Consider the following 22,645-nt stretch of genomic DNA (forward strand, 5'->3'; position numbering starts at 1 on the left):
GCCAACGATCTGCTCACCTGGTTACTCGCCACGGACAGGCACGGTAACGAGCATGCGCTCGTCCGGCGCTTCGGAATCATGTACGTCATCTGGAATCGTCGAATTTGGGAAGCGTACAACGCGCGGGCGGGTTGGACACGGTACTCCGGTCCTTCGCCGCATACCGATCACGTCCATTTCAGCTTCTCGTGGGCGGGTGCCCGCAAGGAGACCACATGGTGGACCAAGAAACAGGGGGAAGACATGGCCGAGGTGCCGCAGTGGCAGTGGGATCGGGTGTTCAACCGGGTCCTGCGGATGTCCGCGGTGTCGAGGGTGAGAACCACAACGGGGAACAGTTCAACCACGAGCAGACCAGAACGGACGACATCATCGCCCGCCTGGCCAAGGTCGAAGAACTCTTGGCCAACAAGAACCTCGCCAGTATTCCGCAGTGGCAGTGGGATCGGGTGCTGAACCGGGTGCTGCAGATGTCCGCGGGTGTCGAGGGTGAGAACCACAACGGGGAACAGTTCAACCACGAGCAAGCCAGGGTGGACGACATCATCGCCCGGCTGACCAAGATCGAGTCGAAGCTTCCCGCGAGCTAGCGTGACTAGCGGGGTGATCGCCACTCACGACAGCCCCGACTCTCTCGGTACCGGTGCCCTTGTCGGCTGAAGTCCGTGAAGGCCTCCTTCCCTACCTTCAGAGTAGGGAAGGAGGCCTTCACGGACCGGACCCGCGACCAGCCGAAGCCCGAACCTAGGAGGTACCCAAGACACAATCGCCACTCACGACAGCATGCCGCCGTCCACCCGCAGGACCGTGCCGGTCACGTAGGAGGAACGGTCACTCAGCAGCCACGCGGCGGCCTCCGCGACCTCCTCGGGTTCGGCCACGCGTCCCAGCGGGGTCTGGGCGTTGAGCTGCTCCAGGATGCCCGGCGAGGCCTCGACCCACTCGTTGAACATCTCGGTCAAGGTCGTGCCGGGGGCGACGGCGTTGATGCGGATCCCTTCCGGGCCATAGGTGGCGGCGGCCGAGGCGGTGAGGCTGTTGAGGCCTCGTTTCATCGCGCCGTATGCGGGGAGGTCCGGGTTGGCCATCAGGCTGCCGACGCTGGTGTTGTTGACGATCGCGCCGGTTCCCGCGGTGGCCCGGATCGCGGCGATCTCGGCGAGCATCGCCAGCCACGGGCCTTTGAGGTTGACCGCGTAGATGCGGTCGAAATCGGCCTCGGTCACCTGGTCCATCGGACCGGGCGGCACGTTCGTCGCGCCGTTGTTGAACGCGACGTCGAGCCTGCCGTGCAGGTCCACCGCACGGTCGACGGCCGCGCGCACGCTCGCCGAGTCACCCAGGTCGCACACCACATGGTCCGCGACGCCGCCCGCCGCGCGGATCTCCTCGGCCACGGTCTTCAACTGGGTCTCGGTGCGGGCGGCGAGCACGACCTTGGCGCCTTCCCTGGCGAACAGCCGCGCCGCGGCGGCGCCGATCCCTCGCCCGGCGCCGGTGATGAAAGCGACCTTGCCGTCCAGCAGGCCCGAAACAGTTGTGTTGGTCATGCCGTCGAGAGTTCACCGGCACCGAGAACCTATCCAGGCATCGGCGGTACCTGGCTGGCGCGCCACGATCGTCCACACTGGAGGGGTGGACAGACGACAACTGGGCGACTTCCTGCGCAGCAGGCGCGAGCGGATCACCCCCGCCGACGTGGGCCTGCCCGCCGGGCCGCGTCGCCGCACACCGGGACTGCGTCGCGAGGAGGTGGCGCAGCTGGCGTTCATCTCGACCGAGTACTACACGCGGTTGGAGCAGGCCCGCGGTCCTCAGCCCTCCCGGGAGGTCTTGGCGGGGCTGACCAGGGCGTTGCGGCTGTCGGACGCGGAACGCGATCACCTGCATCACCTCGCGGGTGCCCCGCCCGGGCCGCCGCCGGGACCGTCCCGTGAGGTCCGGCCGAGCATTCTCGCGTTGCTGCAGCGTCTTCCGCAGGCCGCGGCGATCGTGCTGTCCGCGACCTACGAGGTCATCGCCTGGAACGATCTCGCCGCGGCACTGATGGAGGACTTCTCGGCGTTGTCGCGCCGGGACCGCAACCTCGTCCGGCGCGCGTTCCTCGGCTCACCGGGGCGGCGGATGTACGGGGTGTCCGACGTCGACGAGTTCTCCGCGAGCGCGGTCCGGAACCTGCGCGCCACCGCCGGCCGCTATCCCGGCGATCCCGAACTCACCGGCCTGATCAGCGAACTCCTCGACAGCAGCGAGGCGTTCGCGCGGCTGTGGGCCGCGCACGACGTGAGTGCCGCCCCCACCTTGTGCAAGACCTTTCAGCATCCGATGGTGGGTCCGGTCTCGGTGAATTGCGACGTCCTCGACATCAGCGACCGCGACCAGCAGGTCGTGATCTACACCGCCGAGCCTGGCAGCCGGTCGGAGGAGGCGTTGCGGCTGCTATCGGTCGTCGGGACGCAGCGGATGGACGTCCCGCTCTGAACGTTTTGTAGGTTCCCTCGATACCAGTGGATCGACGCGCAGCGCGATCGCCAGCGCGAACCGGCCGGCCGGATCGTCGATCGTGCCGCCGAACAGTGTCCGCAGCTGCCGGATCCGGTACCGGACGGTCTGGACGTGGACGTGCAGTTCGCCGCCGATCGCCTGCGGCTGGTCAGGGCGCGCGAGCCACGCCGAGAGGGTCGCGGTGAGCCGTTGCCGTGCCGGTTCGGGCAGACCGGACAGTGGCGCGAGGACGTCCTTCGCGAACTCGGCGGCGAGTTCGGGATCGGCGGTCAGCAGCAGGTCGATGCGGTGATCGGTGGTGTGGACGAGGGCGCTGTCGCCGAGTGCGCCGGTGCGGGTCAGCCGCCACAGCGCACTCGCCCGGCGGGCGCTGAGCGCGGCCGAGCGCAGCGGCACCACCGGGCCGACCCCGGCCTGTTCACGGCCGAGGAGGTCACGCAGCCTGCCGAGGTACCACTCGAACCGGTCGGCGGGCATGACGACGGCCGTGAGGTCGTGGTGGCGGCCGATCAGCACCCGTCCCGGCATCCTGTCCAGCAACCGCGGTGCGACATCGGCGCTGGTGACGGCGATGACGAGACGAGTGGGCAGCACCCACGCGGCCTGGCTCGCGGCGTCGTCGAGCACGTCGCGGGGGACAGCCGGTTCGGTGAGCAGGAGGCCGAGGAGCCGGTCCCGCCGCGCTTGCCCGGCCCGCGCCGCCTGTGACCGTGCTTCGGCGTATCCGTCGGCGGCCGCGGCCGAAAGTTCCGCGATGAAAGCGAACAGCGCCTCACCGAGCTCGACGATCGCCTGGGTCGGCAGATCCACGGCGGGCGCCGCCGAGGTGAGCTGCCGCCAGACCCCCAGCGCGGCCGACTGGTAGAAGCCGAGCATCTCCTCCAGGCTGCGGCCCGCGGTGTGCTGGGCCCGGCCCTGTGCGCGGTAGACCTCGCGGTCGGTGGTGATGTCGGGATGGCCGATCTCGCTGAAGAAGGTGTCCAGTGCGACGTCGAGGGTGACGTGGAGGTTCGCCGCCGTCCGCTCGTCCAGCGGGGTCCGGAGCCCGGCGCGGACCTGGTCCATCGCGGCGGACGCGATCGCGGCGGTGTCCGGCTCCAGCCGGGTCAGCACCGAGGCGTCCAGCCGCCGCCACGGCTGTGCCGACGACGTAGCCATAGAGGCAACCTATAAAACTCCGGACAAGAACGCGCGGCTGCAATCTAGTGAATCACCCACCGCCCGGCGGACGCTGTCCCCAGCATTCGACGACGCATGCAGGAGGCGGCAGTGACACGTTCTCGCTGGAGAAGATTCGCTCGTATCGCCGCGGTGGCGGGCACCGCGCTGACCCTCGTCGGAATCGGGACGCCGGCCCTCGCGGTGGAACGTCAGGTGTACGTCGCCATGGGGGACTCGTTCTCCGCCGGCTCCGTCGTCCTGCCGCAGTCCGATCTGCTCACCTGCGCACGGTCCTCGATCAACTACGCGGGCCTGCTGGCGAAGCAGCTGAAGGTCGACGAACTGCGCGACGTCACCTGTGGCGCCGCGACCACGACGAACTTCCCCAACCCGCAGAAGGGCATCATCTCCGGCACCAACCCGCCGCAGTACGACGCTCTCTCGGCCGACACGACACTGGTCACCGTGGGGATCGGCGGCAACGACGTCGGGCTGGTCGGGCTCGCCACGTCGTGTGTGAACCTGCTTCCGGTGGGCACGTCGTGCAAGGCGGCCAACACCGCGGGCGGCGTAGACAAGTACGCGAACAAGATCGACGCCTTCGCCGCGACATACGGCACGGTCATCGAGACCATCCGGCGGCGCGCCCCGCAGGCGAAGATCGTCATGGTCGGCTACCCGACCGGGATCAAACCCGGCGGCTGCTGGCCGGTCGTCCCGGTGCTGCCGCAGGACGCGGATTACATCCAGGCCAACATCGACCGGCTCAACGCGCGGATGGCCGAGCAGTCCGCGGCGCACGGCGCCGAGTACGTCGACATCCGGACACCGAGCATCGGCCACGACGCCTGTCAGCCGATCGGCGTCAAGTGGATCGAAGGACTGATCCCGTCGGTGGTGAACAACAGCTTCGCGCCGCTGCACCCGAACGCCGCCGGACTCGCGGCCGTAGTGCCGAGCATCCGCAAGGTGCTCTGATCCTTCGAGATTGTTATGAACGGGACTTTCATTGCAAAATTTGCAATGAAAGTCCCGTTCATAACAGCCTTTTCATCCCGGGTGCGGGCTGAAGGGGGCTTGCGGCAACGTAGTGAAGGCCTCCTTTCCTACTCTCAAGGTCAGGGTTCCGGCAAAGTCGCAGGGCTGCTGGTCAGCGCTGCTCTTGGTGATCCGGGCTTGGCATCGCTGGTGCCTGAAAGGGTCGAGTGGGGAGGATTCCGGACGTTGAACGGCCGGATTCTCCCCCGCTCGGGGGGCTCCGCAATCGGTGTGCCCGCTGACGGTGAGGGAATGGGGACATTCAACGTCCCGATTCCTTCTCCGTCAGCCTCACGCAGGCGGCGAATAGCCGCCTGACCTGCAAGATCTCGACTTTGCCGGGACCCTGATCCTCAAGGTAGGGAAGGAGGCCTTCACGGACTTTCGGTCGATCAGGCGGTCGGCGCCCAGTACAGGAGCCGGTTCGGGGAACCGGAACCCGGGTTGGTCACCTTGCTCGGGGTGGCCGCGTTGATCAGCGCGGTGGCCACCTGCGCGGGCGTGGCGGTCTTGTTGTTCTGGAGGAAACGGGCCGCGACGCCGACCACGTGCGGGGTCGCCATCGAGGTGCCGCTGATGGTGTTCGTCGCGGTGTCGCTGGTGTGCCACGACGACGTGATGTTCGTGCCCGGCGCGAAGATGTCCACCAGGTTGCCGTAGTTGGAGAAGCTGGACCGCGCGTCGGTGTTGGTGGTCGAGCCGACGGTGATCGCCTGGCTCACACGGGCGGGGGAGAAGCCGGACGCGTTCGCGTTGGAATTCCCGGCGGCCACGCCGTAGGTGACGCCCGCGGCGATCGACCGGCGGACGGCGTCGTCGAGGGTGGTGGAGGCGCCGCCGCCGAGGCTCATGTTGGCCGCAGCGGGCTTGACGTGGTTCCTGGTGACCCAGTCGAGGCCGCCGATGACCCCGGCGGTGGTGCCACTGCCGGAGTTGTTGAGCACACGGACGCCGTAGATCGTGGCGCCCTTGGCGATGCCGTACTGCGAACCGGCGATGGTGCCGGCGACGTGGGTGCCGTGGCCGTTGCCGTCCTGGGCGACGGCGTCGTTGTCGACGAAGTCGTAGCCGTTGCGGGCGCGGCCGCCGAAGGTCTGGTGGCTGATCCGCACGCCGGTGTCGATGACGTAGACGTTCACGCCGGCGCCGGTCGAGGTGTAGCTGTAGCGCTGGTCCAGCGGGAGGTTGCGCTGGTCGACGCGGTCGAGACCCCAGGACGGCGGGTTGACCTGCGTCGCGTTCGCGTGGACGACCTGGTTCTGTTCGACGGAGGCCACCGACGGGTCGGCGGCGAGGCGCTTGGCCTGCCTCTCCGACAGTGTCGCGGAGAAGCCCTTGAGCGAGCTGCTGTAGACCTGCTCCACCTTCGCGCCGAAGCGGCTGGCCAGCGTGCTCACGACGCCGGAGTCCTTCAGCGTGACGATGTAGCTGTTCGGGATCGCTTCGGGGGATCCCGCGGCGAGGATCTGTCCCTCGGCGGCCTGCGCGGGAGCGGCGGTCACGCTGATCGCCACTGCGACCGCGCTCGCCATACCGGCGCGGGACAGCCAACGCGCTTGTCTCATCTCTCGCATGTGTTCGTCCTGTCATTAGCAGGGGACCGGCCGGTCAAGACCACAGCGGCGGAAAGCGGTCCAGCGCGACCACATGGGACGGCACCTGCCGAGTCCCACGAAGATCGAGGTTATTGAGCGTTTGACATGTCCGATATCGACTGAATGGGGCAGGACCCGACCTTCGTCTGGCGGCCATTGGCGGCGGGTGCCCTGCACGGAAAGTGCACGTCGGCCCCGCCGTACGCTGTGGACGGAACACCTGCCGAGTATCTGGAGTCCGAACCACCGTGCCTGTCACTTCGAGCCTGCGAGCCGACTGCGAGAACTGCTTCGGTCTGTGTTGTGTCGTCCCGGCCTTCGCGGCGTCGGCCGATTTCGCGATCACCAAACCGGCCGGACAGGCGTGCCCGAATCTGCGCGAGGACTCCCGGTGCGGCATCCACGACAAGCTCCGCAAGACGGGCTTCACCGGCTGCACGGTTTACGACTGTTTCGGCGCGGGCCAGAAGGTCTCTCAGATCACCTTCGACGGCGAGGACTGGCGGAAGGCGCCGAAGACGGCGAAGTCGATGTTCGCGGTCTTCCCGGTCATGCGGGACTTGCAGGAGCTGCTCTACTACCTCACCGAGGCGGCCACCCTGCCGACGTCCGCGGCGATCCGCGACGATCTGGCGGCGGTCATCGGCCAGACCGAGGCGATGACGCTGGAAACGCCCGGTGTGCTGCGAAAACTGGACGTCCACACGCACCGGGGCGCGGTGAACGCCCTGCTGCTGCGGGCGAGCGAACTCGCCCGCGCCGATGTGCCGGGTAAGAAGAAGGACCGGCGCGGCGCCGACCTCATCGGCGCGAAGCTCAAGGGCTCGAATCTGCGCGGCGCGCTTCTTCGCGGGGCCTACCTGATCGGCGCGAACCTGCGAGGCGCCGATCTGCGGCAGGCCGACGTCATCGGGGCGGATCTGCGCGACGCCGACCTCCGGGGCGCGGACTTGCGCGACGCTTTGTTCCTCATCCAGTCGCAACTGGACGCCGCGAAGGGTGACGCGGCCACGAAGCTGCCGGAGTCGCTCTCCCACCCCGCGCACTGGTAACCCGCGTTTCGTCCTCTGGATGCGGTAGTTGGCATCGCGAACTACCGTATCCAGAGGTTGAAACGCGAAGGACGGAAGCCCAAAGTGCGCATCGGATGAGCGGTTTCGCTGCGAGACTGGGCCCATGCGTGCCGATCGCCTGGTGGCCACCCTCCTGCTGATGCAGGCCCGTGGCCGTGTCACGGCTTCCGAGCTGGCCGACGAACTCGAGATCTCGGTCGCCACGGCCAGGCGTGACCTCGAAGCGCTCTCCGCGGCGGGTGTGCCGGTCTACCCGCAGCCGGGACGTGGCGGCGGATGGTCGCTGATCGGCGGTGCGCGGACCGACCTCAGTGGACTGTCGGCGTCGGAGGCGCAGGCGTTGTTCCTGCTCGCCGGGCCCGCCGCGTCGATCTCGCCCGAGGTCAAATCCGCGCTGCGGAAGCTGGTCCGGGCTTTGCCGGACACCTTCCGGGCCGACGCCCAGGCCGCCGCGGACGCTGTCGTCATCGACCCGTCGAAATGGGGCGAACGAGAGAAGAAACGGCCGGAATTGCTCACCGTGCTTCAGACGGGCATCGTCCGTCGCCGCAAAGTCCGCTTCGGCTACGCGAAGAAGGGCGCGGAACCCGTCGAGCGGGTCGTGGATCCGTGGGGACTCGTGGACAAGGACGACGTCTGGTACCTCATCGCCGGCACCGAGAAGGGCCAGCGCACCTTCCGCGTCGATCGCATGTCCGACGCCGAGGTGAGTGACCTGCCCGCCGGGCGGCCGGACGACTTCGAGTTGTCGCGGGCGTGGGAGCAGGTGGTCGACCAGGTCGAGCAACGCCGCTCGGGGCTGGACGCGACCGTGCTCATCGCCGAGCGGCACCTGCCGATCCTCCAAGACCACTTCGGACGCCAGTCCACTGTGGAGGAGACGCTCGACGACGGGCGCGTGCGGGTGACGGTGTCGGCGCCGGTGGCGTGGATGATCGCCCAGCAGCTCGCGGGCTGGGGCTCGATGATCGAGGTGCTGGGTCCACCATCGGTCCAAGAGGAACTCGCGCGGATCGGCGCGGAACTGGTCGAGCGCTACGCGACACCGGTGCGGTAACCCTGCGGACTGACACCGTGCTCGCGTTTGAACGCGGTGCTGAGCGCGAACGAACTGCCGTAGCCGACCTGCCGCGCGACCGCGCCGATCGTGACGTCGGGGTGCTGGCGCAGCAGATCCGCCGCGAGCGCGATCCGCCAGCTCGCGAGGTAGGCCATCGGCGGTTCGCCCACGGCGGCGGTGAACCGCCGGGCGAACGCGGCACGGGAGACGCCGGTGTCGGCCGCGAGGCCCGCCACCGTCCACGGCTCGGAAGGCTTGTGCTGCAACAGTTTCAGCGCCCGCCCGACGACGGGGTCGCTATGCGCGCGGTACCAGGCGGGTGCCGCGGCGCCGGGACGGTCGAACCAGGTCCGCAGCGCGGCGACCAGGAGCAGATCGAGCACCCGGTCCAGGACGGCTTCCTGGCCCGGCGTGTCCTTGACGATCTCCCCGGCGAGCAGCGGTACGAGCGGGTTCTCCCAGTCCTCGTCGCGCACGACCAGCAGCGACGGCAGCGCGTTGAGGAGCCGTTTGCTGATCTCGCCTTCGAGCGGGTACGTGCCGGTGAGCAGCACGACGGGGCCGTCCGGATCGCTGCCCCAGGTACGCACGCCGAAGTCGGACAGTTCGGTGAGGTGCTGCCCGTCCGGCGTCAGGCATTCCTGTCCCGGCAGGATCATCGCCTGCGGCGGCGTGGCGGGATCGTCGGCGACGAGATACGGGTCCGGGCCGCGGGCGATGGCGATGTCGCCGGTGCCGAGCCGGACGGCGTCCCCGTGATCGGGCACGACCCAGGACTCGCCGCGAACCTGGGCCAGCACCGTCAGCGGTGCCTCGTCCTCGATACGCAGCGACCACGGCGGGGTCATGACCGACTTCAACAGGAACGCGCCACGCGCGCGGGGGCCGTCGAGCAGCCCGGCGAGAGGATCCATGCTGCGAAGTGTAGACGATGAAACATGGAACAGAGCCTCTGAACTATGTTCCGTCTCATTCCGAGGCGCTTGACTAGTGCCATGACAAACAACGAAACAGTCCTGGTCCTGGGTGCGACGGGCAAGACGGGGCGCCGGGTGGCGCAGCGGCTGACCGAGCAGGGGATCGAGGTCCGGAAGGCCTCGCGGCCCGTGTTCGACTGGGACGACCGATCGACCTGGACGGCCGCGATCACCGGCGTCAGCGCGGCCTACCTGACCTACTACCCCGATCTCGCCTTCCCCGGCGCGGCCGAAGCGATCCGCGACTTCTCGAAACTGGCCGTGGACCACGGCGTCCGGCGGCTGGTCCTGCTCTCTGGCCGCGGCGAAGAGGAAGCCGTGGTCAGCGAACAGGGTGTGCGCGACTCGGGTGCCGAGTGGACGGTCGTGCGGGCCAGCTGGTTCGCACAGAACTTCAGTGAGCACTTCCTGCTGGAACCGGTGCTCGCCGGTGAGATCGTGCTGCCCGCCGGGCAGGTGACCGAGCCGTTCATCGACGTCGAGGACATCGTCGACGTCGTGGTGACGGCGCTGACCACCGACGGGCACAACGGCGAGGTGTACGAGCTCACGGGCCCCCGATTGCTGAGTTTCGGGGACGTGGCGGTAGAAATCAGCAAGGTTGCGGGGCGGGATGTCCGGTACGTTCCGGTTTCCGCCGCGGAGTTCGCGGCGGGCGCGGTCGAGCAGGGCGTGCCCGAGGAGGAGATCGAGGGCCTGACCGACCTGTTCACGCGGGTCCTCGACGGCCGGAACGAATCACTCACCGGTGACGTCGAGAAGGTGCTGGGCAGGCCGGCGAGGGACTTCTCGGAGTACGCGGCGAAGGCCGCGGCCACTGGGGTCTGGAATCGATGAAACGAGCGGGAATCGGAAGGGAGGCGACAGGAATGGCGACGCTGAGCGAAATCGTCCTGATCGCGGCCGTCATCGCGGCGGGGTTGATCGCGGGCTTGTTCTACGCCTACACGTGCTCGGTCATGCCGGGATTGGCGCGGGCCGACGCCCGGACGTACGTGACGGGGATGCGGGAGATCAACATCGCGATCCTCAACGGCTGGTTCGGGCTGAGCTTCGGCGGTGCGCCACTGCTCGCCGCAGTGGCGGCGGGCCTGCACTTCCGGTCGGAGCTGCGGTCGGCGCTGCCGTGGCTCATCGCGGGTTTCGTCCTGCTGCTGGTGATGCTGATCGTGACCATGGCGATCAACGTGCCGCTGAACAACGCGCTCGAAGCCGGCTTCGACGGCGACAACACCGACTTCGAGGCGCTGCGGGCGAAGTTCGAGGGCGTCTGGGAACGGTGGAACCTGGTCCGGACCCTGGCCGCGATCGGCGGCTTCGGTGCTCTGGTGGGCGGGCTGATCGTGCACGCCCGCGCTTGAGCCGCCACCGCGCGTGTTATGAACGGACCTTTCATAACAAATCCTGTTATGAAAGGTCCGTTCATAACACCGGGTCAGGCTTCGAGAGCTTCCCGAAGCCGCGGAGCGAAAGCGGCGGCACCGCCGGGAACGCACAGCAGCACCGGACCGGCAGCCCCGCGTCAGGAGATTTCGGCGAGTTTTCCCGACAGGTAGGCGTGCTCGGCGTCGGTGCCGGTGAGCGCGAGCGCCTCGCGGTAGGCGTCGGCGGCGTCGGCGAACCGGTCGAGGCGCCGGAGGAAGTCCGCGCGGGTCGCGGGAAGCAGGTGATAGCCGGGAAGACTGCCGTCCGCGGTGAGCTTGTCGACCAGTTCCAGCCCAGCCTCGGGACCTTCGGCCATCGCGACGGCGACCGCGCGGTTCAACTCGACGACCGGCGAGGGCACGAAACGCAGCAGTTCCCCGTACAGGGCGGCGATCTGGGCCCAGTCGGTGTCGGAGGCGCGGGCCGCCGTCGCGTGACAGGCGGCGATGGCGGCCTGGATCTGGTATTGCCCAGGAACTCCGCGGCGGAGCGCGGTCTCCAGCAGTTCGGTGCCCTCACTGATCTCGGAGGCGTTCCAGCCGCCACGGTCCTGGTCTTCGAGCGAGACGAGGGTGCCCTCGCCGTCGACCCGCGTGGCCCGGCGGGCGTCGTGCAGGAGCAGCAGCGCCAGCAGCCCGAGGACCTCCGGTTCACCGGACATGAGTTCGGCGAGAACCCGGGCGAGACGGAAGGCCTCCGCGGACAGGTCGGGTCGCAGCAGATCGGTGCCCGCGCTGGCCGAGTAGCCCTCGTTGAACAGCAGGTACAGCATCCCCAGCACGGCGGACGTCCGTTCGGGCAGCAGATTCGCCGGCGGAACGCGGTACGGGATGCCCGCGGTGCGGATCTTCCGTTTCACCCGGACCAGGCGCTGCGACATCGTCGCCTCGGACACCAGGAAGGCGCGGGCGATCTCGGCGGTGGTGAGCCCGGCCAGGGTCCGCAGCGCGAGCGCGACCTGGCCTTCCATCGGCAGGGCGGGGTGGCAGCAGGTGAAGATCAGGCGGAGCCTGTCGTCGTGGACACCGCTTTCGTCCCATTCCGGCTCGGCGACTGCGGTCAGTTCGGCTGCTTCCCTCAGCTTCTCCGCGCCGACGGCCTCCCGCCGGATCCGGTCGGTGGCGCGATTGCGGGCGGTGGTGGTCAGCCAGGCGCCGGGTTTCGCCGGGACGCCGTCGCGGGGCCAGGTGCGCAGCGCGAGCGCGAACGCCTCCTGGACGCATTCCTCGGCCAGATCCCAGTCGCCGGTGACCCGGATCAGGGTGGCGATCACCTGGCCCGACTCCTCACGGAACGCCTGGGTGATCGCGGCGTCGAGTTCGGCCGTCACCGGAGCAGTCCCTCGAGCAGCGGAACGGTTTTCTCTGGTGGCGGGTAGGCGGCGATCTCGTCCCGCAGTCGCCTGGCCGTCTCCCGGTAGGCCGGTTCCCGCAGGACCGAGGACACGGCGTCACGGATGTCGTGCGGTGTCGCCTCGATGACGTCGAGGACCAAGCCGAGCCCGAGTTCGGTGACACGATCGCCGTTGTGGGGCTGGTCGGCGCCCATCGGCAGCAGCACCATCGGCAGTCCGTGCGCGATCGCGCCGAGCAGACTGCCCGAGCCGCCGTGGGTGAGGACCGCGTCGCAGTACGGGAGGACATCGTCCTGCGGCAGGTACTTCGCGAGGTGGATGTGGTCCGGCTGAGGGCCGAACTCCGCGGGGTCGATGAGGTTCCCGACGGTCACCACGCAGGTCGCGTCGACCTCCCGCAGGCCCGCCAGCACCCGGGCGAACAGATCGCCGGACTCGGTGTTGAAGATCGTGCCGAGGGTGAAGTAGAGCGTCGGCCGTCCTTCGACGTGCCAGTCCGGCGCCGGGCCGCGGCCGGGAACGGGGGTGTGGAAGGACTGCGCGGTCGGCGGCAGCGGGAAACGGGGATCGCGGAAGCTCGCGGGGAACGGCGAGAGTACGAGATGGCGGTAGGCCATCTCCAGGTTCCGTTGCGGTGGAAGGCCGTGGGCGGCGCGGACCTCGTTGAGCGCGTCGTCCACCAGATCGGGACGGATGAGGGCGCCGGCGGCGGTGACCAGTACGGTCGCGTGGGGGAGACCGAGCTTCTCGGCGACGATCATCGCGCCGTGATCGGCTTCGTCGCACACGAGCAGATCCGGTGCCCAGTCTTCACACAAGGCCAGGACGTCCTCCGCGCGCCGGGGTGCGGTGCGGCGGACGAAACCGTCGCGGAGGTCGGCGTCCTCGCGCTCCCGGTCGACAGGGAGCAACGGGTGCCGTTCACCCACGCTGCCGAGGTTGGGGCCAGATGGGAACACGGTGAATCCGGCCGCCTCGACGATCGGGACCATCAGCGGCTCGCCGGTGAACGCGAGCGTGTGACCCGCGTCGGTGAGCGCGCGGGCGATCGGGAGGAGTGGCCGGAAGTGGCCGTTGCCGCCGGCGAAGGTGAATAGGATACGCACGGGGTCGACCCTATCGGCGGGACCAAGGGGTTTCCCGGCGTTGCCTCGCTTCGCACCCCGAGGGGCAGCGCTACCCTGCTGCGGTGATCGATACGGACGCCGACGAGGTCCGGCTGTGCGCGCTGGAAGGCTGCGAGAATCCCTTGCCCCCGCCCGCGGTGGACGCCGACGGGAAACGCAAGGGCGGGCGGCCCTCGGCCTATTGCGGTAAGACGCACGCCGATGCGGCATCGCGGGCCCGGCGGGCGGCCGCGGTGGCGAGTGTGGCCGACCCGCTGCTCGAGGTCCGCCGGATCGCCGACGAGTTCACCCCGACAGCGGCGTCGCTCGTGGAGTTGCTGGACGCGATGCGCGCTCGGTTCGACGACGCCGCCGAGGCGGCGCTGGGCCGGGTCACCGAAGCCGAGACCGAGGCGGCCACGGCCCGGCGCGAGGCCGAGGACGCCCAGCAGGCGGCGGCGAAGGCCGACGCGGCCCGTGCGACGGCGCTGGCCGCGTCCAGGGACGACAAGATGGCCAAGGCCAAGGCGGAACGCACCGCCGAACAGGCCTTGAAAGACGCGGAGGAAACCCGTCAGCGTTCGTGGACCGAGGTCGCCGCCCACGAACGAGCCCGAGGCGCCGCGGAAGCCGCGACCGTCGCGGCCGAACGCGCCCGCGACGCGCTGGTCTCGGACGTCCGGGCGCTGCGGGAGGAATTCGCGGCCGTCCGGGAGGAAAAGACGCGGCTGACCGCGGATCTGGGTGAGCGGGACACGGCGCTGGCGCGGGCGGTGGCCGAACTGGAGTCCTTGCTGGACCGGCTCGACGAGGCGAGGGCCCGGGTGACGGTGTCCGAAAAGGACTGTGCCGCCGCGCGGGAGGAATCCGCCGGGCTCCGGGGCGAACTGGACCGCGTCCGGGCGTCACTCGCGGAAGAACACACGGCGAGGAGCCTCGCCGAAGCACGGGCGACGGCGCTGGGTGAGGAACTGGAGCGGGCGCAGGCCCGTGCGGTCGCCGATCAGGCGCGGTACGACGACGTCGTGCGGCAGCTGGCCGACCTCGCCCGCCCTCCGGTGGTGGAAGAAGCGCCCGCTCTCTCGCCCGAATCGGGTGTGGAGGCTTCCGAGCTCCAGTAGAGTCCCGCTGACCTATCCAGGGTTGGGGGTCGCGGGCTGTGAGCGGGTACGAGGTCGAGATCGGTCAGCTGCGGAACGCGGCCAAGGCGGCGGGATCCGCCGCGGACCAGGCCAGAGCCGTGGAACCGGGCACCGGCGTGGAGGCGATCGCGACGGCGCTGCCCGGTGGTGAGGCCGCGAAGAGCGCGCCCACGCTGGCGTCGACGTTCACCGAGCGCGCGAAGGGCTGGGCCGGTGAGATCGACGGCTGGAGCGAATCGATCACGAAGGCCGCGAACGCGTACTCCGAAAACGAGAACTCCGCGGAGGAGGCTTTCGGGGGATGACGATCGGCTACGACGACGTCCGCAAATGGGACGCTGAGGCGCTCGAAACGACGGCCACCAACCTGGGTGGGCGGCGGGACAAGCTCATCGGGTTGCAGGACGAACTCGACGACGCCAGGAAACTGCCCGATTGGCGCGGCCCCGCGGGCGAGCGCGCACGCGGTTCGCTCGGCGATACGCGGAACAAGGCCGAGATCCTGATCGCGGAGCTGTCCGCCGTCGAAAACGCCCTGCAGAACGCGTCGGACGAGGTGTCCGCGCTCAAGACCAGGGTCGCCAACAACGACTCCCTCGCCGGCACCTACCAGTTCCGTGTCGCGGCGGATGGCGCGATCGTGGACGACAAGCCTGCCGACCCGCCGCCGAAGTCGCGGTTCGAGGCCGAAGACCGCGCCGAGACCGCGCGGCACCGCGAAACCATCAGGAAGCAGCTGGAGCAGGAAACCAAGGCGATCCTCACGACGGCGACCAACATCGACGCCGCACTCGCCCGGGTGATGCGGCTCGCGCAGGATGCCCAGATCAGCGACCACGGGGCGACCGACCTGGCAGGCGCCAAGAAGAGCGGCGAGATCGAGGCCGGAGTCATCGAGATGGAGCAGTCCCTGCGCGAGGCGGGGCTGCTGACCGGGCCGCCCGCGTCCGGCCACTACCGGCAGTGGCTCGAGAACGCCGTACGCCGGGGCGTATCGATCGACACCATCAAGAAGATCGCCGACGAACACGACATCACGCCCGAGGATTTCAAGGTCCTCGACGGCATGGAAGAGATCCGCGAGGACGAGGACGGCGACGGGACCTTCAAGTCGTACTTCCTGATGCCGACCGGCATCAGCGGGGACGACGCCGCCAAGGCGGTCCGGATGACCTACATCATGAACGCGGGCACCGACTACGGCACCGAAGGCGAGAAGACCGACTTCGCGCCGACTCCGTACGGATCCGAGGAACTGCGGCGGATCACCGAGCGGCAACGGGAGAACTCCTGGAGCTACGACGACGATGTCGGCTTCGTGCACGGCAACGGCGGACGGCTGGTGACCACGCCGAACGGCATGATGATGGGCCTGGGCGGGAACCTCGTCCAGGACCAGTTCAGCCAGCAAGGCGGAACCGCCTGGGGCGACACGTTCATGCTGAACATCGACGACGCGAAGGATCCGGCGCAACAGCTTCGCGAGGTCGTGAAGTCGGGCCACGCCTGGTACGAGGACGATGACGGCGCGTCCCAGGGTTCGCTCGACCTGGACCGGCTGCTGCACCATGAGGAGCGCCACTCCCAGCAATGGGCGCGCGAAGGCTACGCCGGCTTCCTCGCCTCCTACGCGTGGGAAAAGGTCACCGGCGGCAACGAGACCGAGGAAGACGCTGGACTTTCCGATGGCGGATACCATTAAGTGGCCGCGCGTCGCCTGCGCCGCCTTGCTCGTCGCGGCGGTGACCGGGGCGTGCGACACCAAGGCGCAGTTCGCGCCGTCGCTGCCGCCGGCGGCCGGGTTCCGCGTCGACGACGGCGTCCTGAAACTGTGGACGGGCACCCCGTGCGAGGGCGTCATCCGCCTGAGACTGACCTTCGACTCCGGCACCCAGCAGAGCACGGAGCAGGTGTGGACCGCGCCGCGGCCGGGGGTGCAGGTGGAACGCCTCGACCTGCTCAGAACCGGCGGGGGGTCGTCGCCGGACGTCGGCGGGCCTCTCCAGGTCCAGACACCGTTGCCCGCCGGCTACGACTGGACCAAGGCAGGCTCGATCGCCGTCACCGTCGACGGTCCGAAAGCGAACGGTGCCAAGGCCGACGTCGCCCAGGTGCTGCGCGAGTCGGCCCAGCACCCGTCCGGGAGCTACCTGTTCGGCCAGCGCGGCTGGATGGACGCGTCGGACGTCCAACGCGAGAACCGGAAGTCGTTCCTGACCGTCTGCACTCCCGACCCGGAGTGACGTTTCGACCCGCGGAGCCGAATATGGACAGGCCGGAAGGCACTACCCGCACGAGCGCCCCGCGGACAGCGCTCCGGCGCGTCGTGCTCGGCGCGTTCGCCTGCGTCGCCGCGGTGATCGTGCTGCTGGTCGGCACGGCGGTGCTCAGCGCCACCGGAGTGTCCTCCGATCCGCACGGCTACGGAATGTTCGCGGGAATCCTGTTCGCGGCAGTCCTGACACCGGTCGCGCTGGCACTGTGGCTGCTGTACCGCTCGCTGCGACGCCGCAGTAATCGGACAGAGTGAGGGCAGGGCGAAGGTGGCGTGTTCGGGCGCGGTGCCGGTGACCGGTCCCCGCTGCTGGACCGCGTCCCTTACGGTGTGGATTTTGGCGCGTTGGATGATGCTGTTGGTGAATTCGTGGCCACGCGAAGCTCTCCTGGCGTGTTGCTGGGGACCACATGCGTGACTGGATGGCGATCACGTGTGTTTGGACGGAGATTTCGCGTGACTGGAGGGAGATCACGAGAGATCTCCGCCTGGACACGCGTGATCTCCCTCCAGTCACGCGTGTCCTCCCTAAGATCACTCGACGCCACCTTTGCCTTACCCGCTCACGAGGGCAGTTCCCGGTCCGCCCCACGCGCGGCCCCGGTCACCAGCTGCTCGACTCCGTCCAGGATCCGCGCCAGCCCGAACCGGAGGGTGTGCAGCGGCGCGCTCGCCGAACCGTGCGCCTCTCCGGCCGCCTGGCCGATCCGGGCCGCCAGCGGGAACAGTCCCGCGTCGGCCTCCGGGATCTCCGCGAGCACCGGGGCGCTGGCCGTCCACCACTCCATGTCCGTCATCCCGGACCGCCGCACGAGAGTCGCCGATTCGACCGATCCGCGTGCGATGCCCTGGACGAACCCGTTGACCATCGCCACCACGGCGTCCATCTCCAGATCGGTGAGCCCGATCGCGTCGACGGCACCGAGTTCGCGTTCGTGCTTGGCGAAGGTGTTGGGGCCGAGGGGGAGGCGGCTGCTGGTGAGCTGGAGCAGCCACGGGTGCCGGTGGTACATCTCCCAGGCGTCTTCGGCGAGGATCGTCACGGTGGCCCGCCAGTCGTGGCTCGGCGGTGGGTCGGTCAGCTCGCCGTGCACCCGGTCCATCATCAGGTCGAGCAGTTCGGCGCGGCTGGGGATGTAGGTGTAGAGGGACATGGGGGAGACGCCGAGCCGTTCCGCGCCCCGGCGCACCGACAGCGCGGCGATGCCCTCCTCGTCCGCGAGTTCGATCGCGGCGGTGACGATTCCTTCGACGGTGAGTTTCGGCTTGGGGCCGCGGCGAGGTTTCTCCCGCACGCCCCAGAGCAGTTCGATGGTTCGTCGTGGATCGCCGGTTCCCGTGTAGTCCGCGTAGCTCATCCGCTTCTCTCTACGCCGTACAGAGTTGTGTTATCCTGAACTGTACACCGTACAGAGATTGGGGCTGAGTGACGTCTCACGACGGTTTCGACAGTGTCGTGTTCGAACCAAAGAATCCAGCACGGACCAGCGGATTTGTCTTCTGGAACGCCGACGGGGGCACGGCGGGCACCGGGGAGGTGAAGGTCGCCCTGCCGGAGATCCGGACGGTGCCGTGTGTCCGGCTCCCGATGGCCGAGGCGCTCCCCGTCCTCCTGCGGCTGCGCACCAGTGACGATCCCTCCGCGCGCTTCTGGAGCACAGCCGCCACGGCGGCGTTGAGGCTCGTCGAGGCGGGCCGCCTGCTTCCCGGTATCACGGAGTCCGATGTGGACGCGTGGCGCGCGGGGCCCCTGGAACCCGCCGACGCCTCGTGGCTGCGCGAGCTGTCCGAGGCGATGCCACCCGGAGCACGAGCGATCCCGGGCGAGGGAAACCTGCTGCCCGCACGGTATCCGCTGCTGCGCGCGTTCCTCGACGCCGTGGCCGACACCCTTCCCCGGACACCCGCGGCCGCGCAGGCGGCTGGCGTCAAGGCCTTCGCGGCCCCGTCGTCGCACCGCGTCCCGCAGTTACGGGACTGGGCGGCCGAGGTCGCGGCCGGACTGGACTCGGGCGTCCGGGTCTCGGTGCGGATCGAGGCAGCTGGGGACGACTTCAGCAGCGGCCGGTTCACCGGGGTCGTCCAGGTGCACAGTCTCGCCGACCCGGGTGTCCTGGTCGACGCCGCCGCGCTGTGGTCGGGTGACGACCGGTTCGGCCCGCGGGCCCGGATCGACGTGATGCTGGCCCTGCGCCGTGCCGCCCAGCTCTGGCCACCGCTGGAACCCTTGCTCAGCGCGGCGGTGCCCGACGAGGTCGGACTCCGCGACACCGACGTCACCGAACTGCTCACCACCGCCGCGCCCCTGCTGGCAACGGCGGGCATCGACGTCCACTGGCCCGCCGATCTCGCCCGCGACCTGAGTGCGAAAGCCGTCATCGGCGGCGGTGACGCGCCACCGGACGACCTTCCGTCGTTCTTCGCCGGCGGCAAACTGCTGCAGTTCGACTGGCAGCTGGCCCTCGGTGGCGCCCCGCTCACCGCCGCCGAGATGGACACCCTGGCCGAGGCTCACCGTCCCGTCGTGCGGTTGCGCGATCAGTGGGTACTCGTCGACCCCGCGCTGGCGGCGAAGGCACGGGACCGTGCGCTGAAACCGCTGACACCGATCGACGCGCTCGGCGCCGCCCTGAGCGGTACGGCCGAGGTCGACGGCGAACGCGTCGACGTCCTCACCGACGGCTGGCTCGCCGCCCTGCGGGAACGGCTGCTCGCGCCACCCGAACCACAGGCACCGCCACCAGGTCTGGCCGCGACCCTGCGCGACTACCAGATGCGCGGCCTGCAATGGCTCACCGCGATGACGTCGATCGGGCTCGGCGGCTGTCTCGCCGACGACATGGGGCTCGGTAAGACGATCACGCTGATCTCCCTCCACCTGCATCGCGCGGACGGCCCGACCCTGGTCGTCTGTCCCGCCTCGCTGCTGGGCAACTGGGAACGCGAGATCACCCGGTTCGCCCCCGGCGTCCCGGTACGGCGGTTCCACGGCACCGAACGCTCCCTCGACGACCTCGGCGACGGTTTCGTGCTCACCACCTACGGCACCCTGCGCGTCGACCCGGAACCGCTGGGCGGAGTCCACTGGGGACTGCTGGTCGCCGACGAGGCCCAGCACGTCAAGAACCACCGCTCCGGCACGGCGAAGGCGTTGCGGACGCTGACGTCGTCGGCCCGGGTGGCGCTGACGGGCACACCGGTGGAGAACAACCTCGCCGAACTGTGGGCGATCCTCGACTGGACCACCCCCGGACTCCTCGGCACCATGGCCGATTTCCGCCGGGTGTGGGCGAAACCGGTCGAGTCCGGAAAGGACCCCGCCACCGCGGAGCAACTCTCCCGGCTGGTCCGCCCCTTCCTGTTGCGGCGCCGCAAGTCCGATCCGGGGATCGCGCCGGAACTGCCGGCGAAGACCGAGACGGACAGGCCGGTCACGCTCACCGCTGAGCAGGCGGCCCTGTACGAGGCGACGGTGCGCGAAATGATGGCCGAGATCGCCGGAAGTGAAGGCATCGCGCGCCGCGGCCGGATCGTCAAGCTGCTCACCGGCCTCAAACAGATCTGCAATCACCCCGCGCAGTACCTCAAGGAACCGTCGGAAGCGGTGCTGGACGGCCGGTCCGGCAAGCTCGAACTGCTCGACGAACTCCTCGGCACGATCATCGCCGAGGACGGCGCGGTGCTGGTGTTCACGCAGTACGTCGCGATGGCGCGGCTGCTGGAACGCCATCTCGCGCAACGCGGGATCGCCACGCTACTGCTGCACGGCGGCACCCCGGTGCCCAAACGCGAGGACCTCGTGCGCCGGTTCCAGGCCGGTGAAGTGCCGGTGTTCCTGTTGTCGCTCAAGGCGGCCGGGACCGGGCTCAACCTGACCCGCGCCGATCACGTCGTGCACTTCGACCGCTGGTGGAATCCCGCGGTGGAGGACCAGGCGACCGACCGCGCGTACCGGATCGGGCAGACCCGCCCGGTGCAGGTGCACCGGCTCATCGCCGAGGGCACGGTCGAGGACCGGATCGCGGCGATGCTGCGGGAGAAGCGTGCGCTCGCCGACGCGGTGCTCGCCGGCGGCGAGGCCGCCCTGACCGAACTGACCGACGCGGAACTGGCCGATCTGGTCGAGTTGAGGAGCCGCCGATGAGTACGCCCGACGATCGTGTCCGCGGCTTCCCCGCCTTCGGGCGGCAGGGTGGCCACGGCCAGTTCGCCCGCTCGTGGTGGGGCCGCGCGTGGATCAGCGCGATGGAGGACACCGCGCTGGATCTGCGGCAGCTCAAACAGGGCCGCAAGTACGCCGCGGGGGGCCGGGTCGGCCCGATCACGGTCAGCCCCGGTCGCATCGCCGCGGTGGTCGACGACGAGGAAGGCCAGTACCGCACCGAGGTGCGGCTCGCGGAGCTGACCGGCACGGAATGGGACCGGTTCCTCGACAGGGTCGCTTCCCGCGCCGGGCATCTGGCCGCGCTGCTGGACCGGGACATGCCGCACGACCTCGTCGAAGCCGCCGACGACGCCGGGGTGCACCTGCTGCCCGGAATCGGTGACCTCGACCCGGACTGCGACTGTCCCGGCTGGGAACTGCCGTGCCGTCATGCCGCGGCGCTGTCGTTCCAGGCCTCGTGGCTGCTCGACGCGGATCCGTTCGTGCTGCTGCTGATGCGCGGCAAGGGCGAGCGGGAACTCCTCGACGAGCTGCAGCGGCGCAACGCGCCTCGGTTCGTGCGCACCGGGGACGACGACACCCCGGCAGAGAAGGCCTACGCCGACGAGCCGGGCCCATTGCCCGATCTCGCCGGGTTCGCGCCCGCCGGAGGCCCGACCGTGCCGGAAGCACCCGGCATCCCGGCGGAGACCTTCGCCCTGCTGGCCGCCAACGCGAGTCAGGCGGCCGGGGCACTGCTGGCGTCGCAGCCGAAGCTCACCCGCAAGCAGGACGCCGTCCGCCTCGCCGCGACCCGTCCGGAGACCGCCGACAGGCTGCGCCCGGCGGAGAACGGTGAGGACTTCGACCGCGCGGTGCAGGCGTGGTGGCACGGCGGCCGAGCCGGTCTCGAAGTCCTGGAGACCGCGTGGACGCCGCCGTCACAAGCGATGGGCCGGGCGCGGGCGGCCTTCACCGAGGTGATGGACGATCCCGGCGAGGGCCTGGACGTCGAACGCAACCACTGCACCGTCCACGGAACGGGTGTGCAGGTACGGCTGGGCAAGGACGGGCTCTGGTACCCGTACCGCGATCAGTGGCCCGCCGGCCCGCCCGAAACCGATCCCGGAGCGCTGTTCGCCGCGCTGCTCGGCTGATCCCACTGCCGTCCTCGCCGCAGCTCAGCCAGCTGCGGCGAGGACAGGTGGAGGATCCGGTACCGGACCTCGTCCGACTCCGGCGCCTCGTCACGCCACAGGCTGTAGCGCACCACCTCCCACGTACGCGGATCGACGGCCAACGCTCCGGAGTGCGCGCCGTCCTGCCGCAGGTGCTCGCGAAGTCCGTCGAGCGCCTCGCCCAGGAACGCGACCGGGTCGGTCTCGGCGGGGATCCGCTCGACGTGCTTTCCCGCCGCCACGGGGGGAGTGCCGAACGCCGGTCCCTCCTCGAACCCGAGCACGGTCCAGTGCTGCACCGCGGGACGCCCGAACGAGTCGACGATGCCACTGAACGGGCCGCCGAACAGGAAGGCGTTCATCCCGGCCTGGTCGTGCCAGAGGTAGAAGGGCGAGTACTGGTTGAGCGTCGAGCCGTCGATGCCGCGCTCGCGGATCCCGTACACCTTCAGCCCCAGGCCGCCGAAGTCGTCGAGCAGATGTCCGCGAGTGGCGACGCGTTCGCGGATGATGCCCATGTCGTAGTCGGCGGGGAGGGTGATCTCGTACTGCATCGCATGCATGTCGTACATACTAGTAGGTACAGAACGCGGGCAGGGGACTCCGATCCGA

22 protein-coding genes are annotated in these 22,645 nt (G+C 69.4%); 14 read left to right on the forward strand and 8 right to left on the reverse strand.

The window, feature by feature from the left end:
• Positions 1-260: 260 nt before the first annotated feature.
• Positions 261-590: a hypothetical protein gene (locus ACLARN_RS12560; protein ID WP_409491521.1), complete on the forward strand. Its 330-nt coding sequence runs from the start codon at positions 261-263 to the stop codon at positions 588-590.
• 183 nt (positions 591-773) lie between these two features.
• Here the strand turns inward: ACLARN_RS12560 and ACLARN_RS12565 are convergent, their stop codons facing one another.
• Entirely contained in the window at positions 774-1,550 is a 777-nt protein-coding gene (locus tag ACLARN_RS12565; RefSeq protein WP_409491522.1) for an SDR family NAD(P)-dependent oxidoreductase, read from the reverse strand.
• A gap of 85 nt (positions 1,551-1,635) precedes the next feature.
• Between ACLARN_RS12565 and ACLARN_RS12570 the strand changes: the two genes are divergently transcribed.
• Positions 1,636-2,481 carry a helix-turn-helix transcriptional regulator gene (locus ACLARN_RS12570; RefSeq protein WP_409491523.1) on the forward strand — a complete coding sequence of 282 codons (846 nt, stop codon included), beginning with the start codon at positions 1,636-1,638 and terminating at the stop codon, positions 2,479-2,481.
• Here the strand turns inward: ACLARN_RS12570 and ACLARN_RS12575 are convergent.
• Positions 2,440-3,663, reverse strand: coding sequence for a helix-turn-helix domain-containing protein (locus tag ACLARN_RS12575; RefSeq protein WP_409491524.1), 1,224 nt, complete (start codon positions 3,661-3,663; stop codon positions 2,440-2,442). The two genes, ACLARN_RS12570 and ACLARN_RS12575, sit on opposite strands and share 42 nt — an antisense overlap.
• Before the next feature lie 153 nt (positions 3,664-3,816).
• Between ACLARN_RS12575 and ACLARN_RS12580 the strand changes: the two genes are divergently transcribed.
• Positions 3,817-4,644 carry an SGNH/GDSL hydrolase family protein gene (locus tag ACLARN_RS12580; protein WP_409491599.1) on the forward strand — a complete coding sequence of 276 codons (828 nt, stop codon included), beginning with the start codon at positions 3,817-3,819 and terminating at the stop codon, positions 4,642-4,644.
• A gap of 452 nt (positions 4,645-5,096) precedes the next feature.
• Here the strand turns inward: ACLARN_RS12580 and ACLARN_RS12585 are convergent, their stop codons facing one another.
• A complete protein-coding gene (locus tag ACLARN_RS12585) occupies positions 5,097-6,278 on the reverse strand; it encodes a S8 family peptidase (RefSeq protein ID WP_409491525.1) in 1,182 nt (393 codons plus the stop codon).
• A gap of 269 nt (positions 6,279-6,547) precedes the next feature.
• Here ACLARN_RS12585 and ACLARN_RS12590 point away from each other — a divergent pair, with 269 nt between their 5' ends.
• Positions 6,548-7,351, forward strand: coding sequence for a pentapeptide repeat-containing protein (locus tag ACLARN_RS12590; protein WP_409491526.1), 804 nt, complete (start codon positions 6,548-6,550; stop codon positions 7,349-7,351).
• A 124-nt stretch (positions 7,352-7,475) separates the two neighbouring features.
• On the forward strand, positions 7,476-8,429 hold the full coding sequence (locus ACLARN_RS12595; RefSeq protein WP_409491527.1) for a helix-turn-helix transcriptional regulator: 954 nt from the start codon (positions 7,476-7,478) through the stop codon (positions 8,427-8,429).
• Here ACLARN_RS12595 and ACLARN_RS12600 read toward each other — a convergent pair.
• Positions 8,408-9,346 carry an AraC family transcriptional regulator gene (locus ACLARN_RS12600; RefSeq protein ID WP_409491528.1) on the reverse strand — a complete coding sequence of 313 codons (939 nt, stop codon included), beginning with the start codon at positions 9,344-9,346 and terminating at the stop codon, positions 8,408-8,410. The genes ACLARN_RS12595 and ACLARN_RS12600 overlap by 22 nt on opposite strands.
• Positions 9,347-9,427: 81 nt before the next feature.
• Between ACLARN_RS12600 and ACLARN_RS12605 the strand changes: the two genes are divergently transcribed.
• The gene (locus ACLARN_RS12605) at positions 9,428-10,246 is read left to right on the forward strand and encodes an NmrA family transcriptional regulator (RefSeq protein ID WP_409491529.1); all 819 of its coding nucleotides are present in this window, start codon (positions 9,428-9,430) and stop codon (positions 10,244-10,246) included.
• A 32-nt stretch (positions 10,247-10,278) separates the two neighbouring features.
• Positions 10,279-10,770: a DUF1772 domain-containing protein gene (locus tag ACLARN_RS12610; protein ID WP_409491530.1), complete on the forward strand. Its 492-nt coding sequence runs from the start codon at positions 10,279-10,281 to the stop codon at positions 10,768-10,770.
• Between the two features lie 161 nt (positions 10,771-10,931).
• On the opposite strand, the gene ACLARN_RS12615 is transcribed toward ACLARN_RS12610, so the two are convergent.
• Positions 10,932-12,164 (reverse strand): RNA polymerase sigma factor, encoded by a 1,233-nt coding sequence (locus ACLARN_RS12615; protein ID WP_409491531.1) that lies wholly within the window; start codon positions 12,162-12,164, stop codon positions 10,932-10,934.
• Entirely contained in the window at positions 12,161-13,294 is a 1,134-nt protein-coding gene (locus tag ACLARN_RS12620; protein WP_409491532.1) for a glycosyltransferase, read from the reverse strand. The genes ACLARN_RS12615 and ACLARN_RS12620 overlap by 4 nt, the downstream gene beginning before the upstream one ends.
• Before the next feature lie 83 nt (positions 13,295-13,377).
• Between ACLARN_RS12620 and ACLARN_RS12625 the strand changes: the two genes are divergently transcribed.
• From ACLARN_RS12625 to ACLARN_RS12645, 5 genes are read left to right on the forward strand one after another with little or no spacing between them, the layout of a single operon-like run.
• Positions 13,378-14,415: a hypothetical protein gene (locus ACLARN_RS12625; RefSeq protein WP_409491533.1), complete on the forward strand. Its 1,038-nt coding sequence runs from the start codon at positions 13,378-13,380 to the stop codon at positions 14,413-14,415.
• A 38-nt stretch (positions 14,416-14,453) separates the two neighbouring features.
• Complete coding sequence (locus tag ACLARN_RS12630) at positions 14,454-14,741, forward strand: hypothetical protein (RefSeq protein WP_409491534.1); 288 nt, start codon at positions 14,454-14,456, stop codon at positions 14,739-14,741.
• Entirely contained in the window at positions 14,738-16,138 is a 1,401-nt protein-coding gene (locus ACLARN_RS12635; protein ID WP_409491535.1) for a WXG100 family type VII secretion target, read from the forward strand. The genes ACLARN_RS12630 and ACLARN_RS12635 overlap by 4 nt, the downstream gene beginning before the upstream one ends.
• Positions 16,122-16,679 (forward strand): hypothetical protein, encoded by a 558-nt coding sequence (locus tag ACLARN_RS12640; RefSeq protein WP_409491536.1) that lies wholly within the window; start codon positions 16,122-16,124, stop codon positions 16,677-16,679. Before ACLARN_RS12635 ends, ACLARN_RS12640 begins: the two co-directional genes overlap by 17 nt.
• A gap of 23 nt (positions 16,680-16,702) precedes the next feature.
• Entirely contained in the window at positions 16,703-16,966 is a 264-nt protein-coding gene (locus ACLARN_RS12645; RefSeq protein ID WP_409491537.1) for a hypothetical protein, read from the forward strand.
• A 308-nt stretch (positions 16,967-17,274) separates the two neighbouring features.
• On the opposite strand, the gene ACLARN_RS12650 is transcribed toward ACLARN_RS12645, so the two are convergent.
• Positions 17,275-18,069 (reverse strand): TetR/AcrR family transcriptional regulator, encoded by a 795-nt coding sequence (locus ACLARN_RS12650; RefSeq protein ID WP_409491538.1) that lies wholly within the window; start codon positions 18,067-18,069, stop codon positions 17,275-17,277.
• A 68-nt stretch (positions 18,070-18,137) separates the two neighbouring features.
• On the opposite strand from ACLARN_RS12650, the gene ACLARN_RS12655 reads away from it, so the two are divergent.
• Positions 18,138-20,855 carry a DEAD/DEAH box helicase gene (locus ACLARN_RS12655; protein WP_409491539.1) on the forward strand — a complete coding sequence of 906 codons (2,718 nt, stop codon included), beginning with the start codon at positions 18,138-18,140 and terminating at the stop codon, positions 20,853-20,855.
• On the forward strand, positions 20,852-22,012 hold the full coding sequence (locus ACLARN_RS12660; protein ID WP_409491540.1) for an SWIM zinc finger family protein: 1,161 nt from the start codon (positions 20,852-20,854) through the stop codon (positions 22,010-22,012). Before ACLARN_RS12655 ends, ACLARN_RS12660 begins: the two co-directional genes overlap by 4 nt.
• Here the strand turns inward: ACLARN_RS12660 and ACLARN_RS12665 are convergent.
• A complete protein-coding gene (locus ACLARN_RS12665; protein WP_409491541.1) occupies positions 21,949-22,596 on the reverse strand; it encodes a DUF4865 family protein in 648 nt (215 codons plus the stop codon). The genes ACLARN_RS12660 and ACLARN_RS12665 overlap by 64 nt on opposite strands.
• Between the last annotated feature and the right edge of the window lie 49 nt (positions 22,597-22,645).

Source organism: Amycolatopsis sp. cmx-11-12, assembly GCF_046269425.1.
Lineage (GTDB): Bacteria > Actinomycetota > Actinomycetes > Mycobacteriales > Pseudonocardiaceae > Amycolatopsis.

Bases quoted from the DNA above. Each gene is read 5' to 3' on its own strand.
- ACLARN_RS12575 (WP_409491524.1), bottom strand. From the start codon at position 3,663: ATGGCTACGTCGTCGGCACAGCCGTGGCGGCGGCTGGACGCCTCGGTG.
- ACLARN_RS12565 (WP_409491522.1), bottom strand. From the start codon at position 1,550: ATGACCAACACAACTGTTTCGGGCCTGCTGGACGGCAAGGTCGCTTTC.
- ACLARN_RS12640 (WP_409491536.1), top strand. From the start codon at position 16,122: ATGGCGGATACCATTAAGTGGCCGCGCGTCGCCTGCGCCGCCTTGCTC.
- ACLARN_RS12600 (WP_409491528.1), bottom strand. From the start codon at position 9,346: ATGGATCCTCTCGCCGGGCTGCTCGACGGCCCCCGCGCGCGTGGCGCG.
- ACLARN_RS12660 (WP_409491540.1), top strand. From the start codon at position 20,852: ATGAGTACGCCCGACGATCGTGTCCGCGGCTTCCCCGCCTTCGGGCGG.
- ACLARN_RS12610 (WP_409491530.1), top strand. From the start codon at position 10,279: ATGGCGACGCTGAGCGAAATCGTCCTGATCGCGGCCGTCATCGCGGCG.
- ACLARN_RS12645 (WP_409491537.1), top strand. From the start codon at position 16,703: ATGGACAGGCCGGAAGGCACTACCCGCACGAGCGCCCCGCGGACAGCG.
- ACLARN_RS12585 (WP_409491525.1), bottom strand. From the start codon at position 6,278: ATGCGAGAGATGAGACAAGCGCGTTGGCTGTCCCGCGCCGGTATGGCG.
- ACLARN_RS12595 (WP_409491527.1), top strand. From the start codon at position 7,476: ATGCGTGCCGATCGCCTGGTGGCCACCCTCCTGCTGATGCAGGCCCGT.
- ACLARN_RS12650 (WP_409491538.1), bottom strand. From the start codon at position 18,069: ATGAGCTACGCGGACTACACGGGAACCGGCGATCCACGACGAACCATC.
- ACLARN_RS12635 (WP_409491535.1), top strand. From the start codon at position 14,738: ATGACGATCGGCTACGACGACGTCCGCAAATGGGACGCTGAGGCGCTC.
- ACLARN_RS12605 (WP_409491529.1), top strand. From the start codon at position 9,428: ATGACAAACAACGAAACAGTCCTGGTCCTGGGTGCGACGGGCAAGACG.
- ACLARN_RS12665 (WP_409491541.1), bottom strand. From the start codon at position 22,596: ATGCATGCGATGCAGTACGAGATCACCCTCCCCGCCGACTACGACATG.